The organism is Actinomadura napierensis, assembly GCF_039529375.1.
Taxonomy (GTDB): domain Bacteria; phylum Actinomycetota; class Actinomycetes; order Streptosporangiales; family Streptosporangiaceae; genus Spirillospora; species Spirillospora napierensis.
Map to the genome: position 1 here is coordinate 1 of NZ_BAAAMR010000376.1, position 580 is coordinate 580.

1 protein-coding gene is annotated in these 580 nt (G+C 41.2%); it reads right to left on the reverse strand.

Translation table 11 applies throughout. The features are described from left to right. Window positions 1–74: 74 nt before the first annotated feature. Window positions 75–580, reverse strand: a 506-nt coding sequence (gene uppS, locus ABD296_RS50005; protein WP_344285717.1) for a polyprenyl diphosphate synthase, incomplete at its 5' end; no start/stop codon positions are given.

Consider the following 580-nt stretch of genomic DNA (forward strand, 5'->3'; position numbering starts at 1 on the left):
ATGTGATTGCGTAGCAAACATACAGCCCAAAACAACTGCAACAAGTACCAATGCGGTAACAATCCGCTCTAACATTATAATTTCTCGATTTTCTCTTGCTGAATTTGTTCAGATGTTTTACCGAAACGACGTTCACGCCCTGAAAAGACATTCAATGCATGGTCGAATTCTTCCACTGTAAATTCCGGCCACAAAGTATCCGTAAAATACAGCTCCGCATAAGCTGCTTGCCATAACAAGAAGTTAGATATACGGAAATCTCCACCTGTACGGATCAACAAGTCCACAGCTGGCAGATCGTTTAGACTGACATATTTTTCGAACAAATCAACATTTATTTGATCAGCGTCAATTTCGCCACGGGAAACTGCTTGAGCAACCTGCTTAGCTGCATTTGCAATATCCCACATACCACCATAGCTTACTGCAATAGTTAATGTCATGGCGTCATGATGTGCTGTTTGTTGCTCTGCATCTTCCATTAAGGCAACTAAATGTGAAGGTAATCGGGAACGATCCCCTATAAAGCGCAAAGCAATATTGAATTTCTTCATGCGAGGTATTTGCTCATGAATCGTTT